Genomic DNA, 6,321 nt, shown 5'->3' on the forward strand with positions numbered 1-6,321 from the left:
ATAATTTAAGATTATATCGATATTTCACTTTGAAAATTGGGTCGAAAACTCCAATGAAATCGTTTTTTGAATGGTTGAAATCGATTTCAGATTAGGATATAGTCGAGAATAGAACGCATGCACTTTGAATTCTCATTCCACTTAAGGTTGGATAAAAATGGACATAAAAATGATCGATGTCGCCGCCAGAGCCGGGGTCTCTCCCGCCACCGTTTCGAGGGTGCTCAACAATAACAGCCTTGTCGCATCCGAGACCAAAGACAAGGTGATGAAGGTCATTCATGAATTAGGATACCAGCCCAACGCCGCCGCCAAAAATTTGCGTTCCCAAAAAACGATGACCATCGCCGTCATTGTCCCCGCGATTAACAATTCGTACTATGCCGAGGTCATTAAAGGCATTGAAAACCAGGCGTATGCTCAGAAATATAAGGTGATTATCGGCGATACGGCCAACAGCCCGGAGAAAGAGCTGGAGTTTCTCAATCTGCTCACCAACAAAACGGTCGATGGGCTCATTCTCGTCACCCCGCTCCTGCCCGACGAAGAGCTATGCCGCTTGGCCGACATGGACTACGTCATCGGTGTGGTAGGCCGGCATGTGGAGCACGAGAAAATTCATTGCGTGTATACGGATAACGTGAAATTTTCGAAGGAGGTTGTACAGCATCTCGTGGAGCAGGGGCATCGAGAAATCGCCTTTTTGAGCGGATATGCGGATGCCATCGACAGCTACGAGCGGTTGGAGGGCTACCTGAAGGGACTGCGGGAGCATCATATTCCGTTTCGGCCGGAGTGGATCGAGAACGGGAATTTTAGCGAGCGTGGCGGCTACGAGGCGGTCATGCGACTAGCGGCCAAGCCGGTCCATTTCACGGCGATCTACGCCGCCAACGATGAAATGGCGCTCGGCGTGTACCAAGCGTGCGCGGAGCTCGGGATCTCGATCCCGGGTCAGCTGGCTGTCGTCGGTGTGGACAATAACCGCATCAGCCGGTATATTACACCCAAGCTCAGTACCGTGAGCCAGCCCAAAAATAAGATGGGCGGCGCCGTCGTCCAGATGCTGATCCATCACATGGAGTCGGGCGAACCGGCGGAGCCTCGGGTGCGCATCCTCGAGTCCGAGCTGCTGGTTCGCGAGTCCTCGAGGACGGTGGAGTGAGCGCGCAGATGTGATCCGCTGATGCCACCATCAAGTCGTACGTCCCGTCCACCCGCTGACCCCCGTGCCATTCGGCGCCGCCTGAACGAATAATGTCGACTCTACGTGCACTTCCTCCAATCACCTGCTCGTTGAACTCATTGAACTGCAGAAGCCGAAGGCACCGGCTGAAGACTGCTGAGCGTAGGACCGAGCACCTCAATCGAGCCGTCCTCCCGGAATCGCATCCGATCCATGCACACCTGGCGATTGCCGCCTCCTAGCGCAGGATCCATATGAATGTGGTACACGATAAACAGCTCCGTCCCATCAGGCGACGCAATCACACTGTGATGGCCGGGACCGGAGATCTCCTCCCGATCGCTAACCAGAACCGGGTTATGCTCATACTTCACAAATGGCCCGAGCGGATGCTTCGCCGTGGCATAGCCGACCGAATAGTCGTGCCCGCCAAAAAAATTCGCGGAATACATCAAATAATAAAGCCCCTCCCTCTTCAGCACGAACGGGCCCTCATTCCACTGCTGACCGCGGGACAGCGACTTCATCTCCCATTCCTGGTCCGGCTGGCACAAGCAGATCCCTTCTACTTGGACTGTGATCATATCGTCCGCCAGCTCCAAGCCGTAAATATGACTTTCGAAACGGCCGTTCGCCACATTTTCCGAGCAGTCCCGCGAATAGTACATATACATCCGGCCATCGTCATCGAACAAAATATGGGCATCAATCGCAGCATAGCCAAAATCGAACATCGGACGATCGTACACGTCTATGAACGGCCCCGCAGGATGGTCCGCGATAGCGGCGCCAATGCGCAGGCTGTCTTTTTCCTTCCAGCGCGCCGTGTAGTACATATAGAACTTCCCGTCTCGCTGCACCACCTCGGGTGCCCAAAACTGCCGGAAGCCCCAAGAGTCCTCGTTCTCTACCCGATACTTTCTCTGAGCGCACTGGCAGGGATGCTGCGGTGGCTCATCTTGTCCTTCGAGCCCTCGTATTCCGTGCTGCTGATGAACCAGCTCCTGCATGGCGCTACGTATGCTCTGCTGATGGCTGCTGCGGTGACCTTCGTCTACGAGATGGGTCCGGACGGCATGAAAACGACCGGCCAAACGCTCTATACCGTCGTCGCCTCCAATCTCTCCAGCATCATCGGCAGCAATGTCGGGGGATGGATCATGGATCAGCAAGGTTTTTCCGTACTGTTCCAGTTGGCGTCCGTGCTTTCGCTGCTTGGCGCGCTTGGCTTCTTCCTGATGGCGCGAAGGTATAAGCTGCGATCCACTTCTTCTGCTGACATGAAAGCGTTGTAACTTTAAATGCAAAAAGACCTGCGTCAGCACGCTCCATTAAGAGTGCTCTCGCAGGCCTTTTGTTTTAGGTATTCTTTTTCCTTCCGGTCAAGAGGAGCATGAGGAAGGAGATGACGATTAGCGAGCCAGACCAAGCCCAGGCCAATGCCGAATTTCCGCTGTCCACCGCCACGTAAATTGCTGTCGGGATCGTCTGCGTTTTCCCCGGGATGTTGCCCGCAATCATCAGCGTCGCTCCGAACTCCCCCAGTCCCCGTGCAAACCCAAGGATAAAAGCGGAGATCAGCGCACGATACGTCAGCGGCAGAGTGATGTACGCAAACACCTGCCATTCGGTTGCCCCCATAGCACGTGCGGCACCCTCCAGATCGCGGTCGACGGAGGTGAAGCCCACCTTCATCGTCTGATACACCAGCGGAAAAGCTACGATAATGGAAGCGACCACAGCGGCCCACCAAGAAAAAATAATCGGCGCGCTAAACAGCCATTCGATGCCACGTCCGATCCAGCTTTTGCGTCCCAGTAGGACCAGCAGTACAAAGCCGACGACCGTTGGCGGAAGCACCAGCGGCAGCATAAAAGCCGTTTCCAGCAGCGTCTTCCCCCGAAAACTCCAACGGTTCATCCACCAGGCAGCACCTACCCCAAGCACAGCGACTACGATGCTGGAAAGCAGTGCTACCTGCAGTGACAGCCAGATCGGCGTCCAAAATTCAGGCCAGCTGATCCTTATTGCCGCCGCACTCACGGGATCGCCGTAAAGCCATATTTAATAAACACGTCTAGCGCCGGTTTGGACTGCAAGTATGTATAGAACTCTTCCGCTTCTTTTCCATGCTTGGTAGCCTTCACGACGCCGATCGGGTACTCGACTGCCGTATAGCTTTTCGGATCGACGGCAAAAGCAACCTTCACCTGCTGCGAAGTCATCGCATCGGTTTTATACACAAATCCGGCGTCCGCATTGCCGGTTTCCACGTATTGCAGCACTTGTCTGACGTCTTTTCCCTGTACCAGCTTAGACTGTAACGAATCCCACAGCTTCGCGTTTGTCAATGCTTCTTTCGCATAGTTGCCAGCTGGAACGCTCTCCGGGATGCCAATGGCCACGTGCTTCACATCCGCTTTAGACAGATCAGCCACGCTCGCAATCGGTGTCTTGCCGCCGGTCGGAATGACGGCTACCAGCTCGTTGGTCAGCAGCTTCTTTTGCTTCGCGCTGTCGATCAGCTGCTTGTCCACGAGGTCCTTCATGTTCTTGGCTGCAGCCGAGAGGAACAGGTCCGCCGGCGCGCCTTGCTCAATCTGCTGCTGAAGCGCTCCGGAAGCGCCGAAGTTGAAGTTCACTTTAATATTGGGATGGCTGCTTTCATAAGACTTCTGAATTTCCTTCAGGGCATCCGTTATGCTGGCGGCCGCTGAGATGGTCAGCTCGACCGGTGCCGCCACGGCGTTCTTTTGCGCATCCGCTGGTGCCGGTGAAGCGGTTGGAGCTGCTGGAGCTGCGCAGCCGGCAAGCATAATCGTTAAGGAGGCAACAACACCCCAAACCATACTATTTTTAATGATTTTAAACATGATATCCCCTCTACATAGATATTTAGATATAAATAGATATAATTAAACCTAATTATACCCAGTTTAAAATTGGATTGTAAACCGGATTGCCCACTTTTATGTGCCGTATATGCTACAATATATTAAAGTGTTGGAACGGAGTTTTTTGAACAACCAATTGCAAATTTAGGAGGATCCCGATGTTGAGCGTCATTTCATACACTACCGAAGAAATTGCCCAGCTGCTCAAAATATCCAAGCTCACCGTCTATGATCTGATCAAAAAAGGCGAGCTGCCCTCCTACCGGGTGGGCAAGCAAATGCGGGTCGACGCTAGCGACCTGGAGGCCTATAAGCAGCGGGCTAGGACGATTCCGGTGTCGGATGCGCCTGCTGTGGTAGCACCTCCTGCAGTGCGAACTCCGGTCGCCGCCTCTCCCATCGGTCCTCGCCCAATCGTAATCACCGGACATGACATCGGTCTGGATATCCTGGCCAAGCATCTGGAAAAGCATATTCCCGGCATCCGGCCGCTGCGTTCGTTCGTCGGCAGCATGGACAGCCTCATCTCGATGTATCGCGGCGAGTCCGATATCGTCAGCACTCATCTACTTGACGGGGAAACCGGGCAGTACAACCTCCCTTACATCCGCAGGCTGCTGGTTGGATCCCCCTACCTGGTCGTCAACCTGCTGTCGCGCACCGCGGGGCTGTATGTCCAGCAGGGCAATCCGCTGGGCCTGACCAACTGGTCCGACTTGGGCCGTCCGGGCCTCCGCCTCGCGAACCGGGAAAAGGGCTCCGGCGCCCGAGTCCTGCTGGACGAGCAGCTGCGGCTCCATGGGATTCGAGCCGATCAGCTGATCGGCTATGCGCAGGAGCACACGAATCACCTCGGCGTTGCCACCCAAGTCGCATCTGGCGAGGCGGATGTCGGTGTCGGCATCGAGAAAGCCGCCTCCCTCGTAGGGCAGATCGACTTTATTCCAATGATCCAAGAGCGCTACGATCTCGTCATGCTGAAGCATGCCGACAATCTGCCTTGGATTCAATCGCTTATACAGATCCTGCGCTCTGACGCTTTCCGTAAAGAGCTGCAAGCGATTGCCGGATACGACTTGTCCCGCACGGGTGAGATTTTGTTGGAGACATGAGAGAATACAGAGAAAAGCCCTAAACGCTGCGCGTTCAGGGCTTTTCTTCGTTTATCCTATGAAGCGGATGAACAACATCCGCATTATGATGCGCGTAGAGGGACTTGAACCCCCACGGTCTCCCGCTAGATCCTAAGTCTAGTGCGTCTGCCAATTCCGCCATACGCGCGCAATCGGATGAAGAAACTCATGGTGCCGCCGAGAGGACTTGAACCCCCAACCTACTGATTACAAGTCAGTTGCTCTACCAGTTGAGCTACAGCGGCATATTCAATATGATTATGTTTCCCATCGCGAGGATAAATATGTGTTGATGCGAAGGTGTATTGCTACGGAGAGAGGGATACTCAACAATTCGTGTTGAGACTGCGAAGCAATCCTAACGAAGCCTATGCTCCGACGAACCTCCGGTTCTCATCCCTTTGATGTGAAGATGTATTGCTACGGAGAGAGAGGGATTCGAACCCTCGAGACGCTTGTGACGCCTACACGATTTCCAATCGTGCTCCTTCGGCCTCTCGGACACCTCTCCATGAATGGCTCCCCGAACAGGACTCGAACCTGTGACAACTCGATTAACAGTCGAGTGCTCTACCAACTGAGCTATCAGGGAATACTGGTGGAGCCAAGCGGGATCGAACCGCTGACCTCCTGCTTGCAAGGCAGGCGCTCTCCCAGCTGAGCTATGGCCCCATAATAGAATACTAATGGGCCTTAGTGGACTCGAACCACCGACCTCACCCTTATCAGGGGTGCGCTCTAACCAGCTGAGCTAAAGGCCCTTGTGTGTGTATAAAATTGTGAAAGCCCACCCTTAGTGGGCTTTCGGTTGCTTGGCGACGTTCTACTCTCCCAGGACCCTGCGGTCCAAGTACCATCGACGCTGGAAGGCTTAACGGTCGTGTTCGGGATGGGTACGCGTGGTTCCCTTCCGCCATCATCACCAAACGGATTGTTCAGGATTTGCACCCTGAAAACTGGATTCGAAACAAAGCCTGCTGAATCGTTTTGGATAAGCCCTCGACCGATTAGTATTCGTCAGCTCCACACGTTGCCGCGCTTCCACCCCGAACCTATCTACCTCGTCGTCTACAAGGGGTCTTACATACTGGGAAATCTCATCTTGAGG

6 protein-coding genes, 6 tRNA genes and 2 rRNA genes are annotated in these 6,321 nt (G+C 54.1%); 3 read left to right on the forward strand and 11 right to left on the reverse strand.

Features of this window, described 5'->3' with window-relative positions; genetic code table 11:
• Window positions 1–157 precede the first annotated feature (157 nt).
• A complete protein-coding gene (locus tag FPZ49_RS28750) occupies window positions 158–1,165 on the forward strand; it encodes a LacI family DNA-binding transcriptional regulator (RefSeq protein ID WP_144853756.1) in 1,008 nt (335 codons plus the stop codon).
• 137 nt (window positions 1,166–1,302) lie between these two features.
• Here the strand turns inward: FPZ49_RS28750 and FPZ49_RS28755 are convergent, their stop codons facing one another.
• Entirely contained in the window at window positions 1,303–2,196 is an 894-nt protein-coding gene (locus tag FPZ49_RS28755) for a glycoside hydrolase family 43 protein (protein ID WP_144853758.1), read from the reverse strand.
• On the opposite strand from FPZ49_RS28755, the gene FPZ49_RS28760 reads away from it, so the two are divergent.
• Complete coding sequence (locus tag FPZ49_RS28760) at window positions 2,101–2,481, forward strand: MFS transporter (RefSeq protein ID WP_391563880.1); 381 nt, start codon at window positions 2,101–2,103, stop codon at window positions 2,479–2,481. The two genes, FPZ49_RS28755 and FPZ49_RS28760, sit on opposite strands and share 96 nt — an antisense overlap.
• A 64-nt stretch (window positions 2,482–2,545) precedes the next feature.
• Here FPZ49_RS28760 and modB read toward each other — a convergent pair whose 3' ends face one another.
• Both modB and modA read right to left on the reverse strand, forming a co-directional pair.
• Window positions 2,546–3,229, reverse strand: a complete 684-nt coding sequence (gene modB, locus FPZ49_RS28765) for a molybdate ABC transporter permease subunit (RefSeq protein WP_261381672.1) — start codon at window positions 3,227–3,229, stop codon at window positions 2,546–2,548.
• Window positions 3,226–4,059, reverse strand: coding sequence for a molybdate ABC transporter substrate-binding protein (modA, locus tag FPZ49_RS28770; RefSeq protein ID WP_144853762.1), 834 nt, complete (start codon window positions 4,057–4,059; stop codon window positions 3,226–3,228). Before modA ends, modB begins: the two co-directional genes overlap by 4 nt.
• Before the next feature lie 179 nt (window positions 4,060–4,238).
• Between modA and FPZ49_RS28775 the strand changes: the two genes are divergently transcribed.
• Complete coding sequence (locus tag FPZ49_RS28775; protein WP_144853764.1) at window positions 4,239–5,192, forward strand: helix-turn-helix transcriptional regulator; 954 nt, start codon at window positions 4,239–4,241, stop codon at window positions 5,190–5,192.
• A gap of 89 nt (window positions 5,193–5,281) precedes the next feature.
• Here FPZ49_RS28775 and FPZ49_RS28780 read toward each other — a convergent pair.
• The 8 genes from FPZ49_RS28780 to FPZ49_RS28815 form a co-directional block, all read right to left on the reverse strand.
• Window positions 5,282–5,361: transfer RNA gene (locus tag FPZ49_RS28780), tRNA-Leu, on the reverse strand.
• Window positions 5,362–5,382: 21 nt separating this feature from the next.
• Window positions 5,383–5,458: transfer RNA gene (locus FPZ49_RS28785), tRNA-Thr, on the reverse strand.
• A 178-nt stretch (window positions 5,459–5,636) separates the two neighbouring features.
• Window positions 5,637–5,724, reverse strand: a tRNA-Ser gene (locus FPZ49_RS28790).
• A gap of 5 nt (window positions 5,725–5,729) precedes the next feature.
• A tRNA-Asn gene (locus FPZ49_RS28795) sits at window positions 5,730–5,805 on the reverse strand.
• A gap of 4 nt (window positions 5,806–5,809) precedes the next feature.
• Window positions 5,810–5,885, reverse strand: a tRNA-Ala gene (locus FPZ49_RS28800).
• A gap of 15 nt (window positions 5,886–5,900) precedes the next feature.
• A tRNA-Ile gene (locus FPZ49_RS28805) sits at window positions 5,901–5,974 on the reverse strand.
• A gap of 49 nt (window positions 5,975–6,023) precedes the next feature.
• Window positions 6,024–6,140 (reverse strand): 5S ribosomal RNA (gene rrf, locus FPZ49_RS28810).
• Window positions 6,141–6,200: 60 nt separating this feature from the next.
• Window positions 6,201–6,321: ribosomal RNA gene (locus tag FPZ49_RS28815) — 23S ribosomal RNA — on the reverse strand; the annotation flags it as partial.

This window comes from Paenibacillus cremeus, assembly GCF_007786445.1.
Classification (GTDB): domain Bacteria; phylum Bacillota; class Bacilli; order Paenibacillales; family NBRC-103111; genus Paenibacillus_G; species Paenibacillus_G cremeus.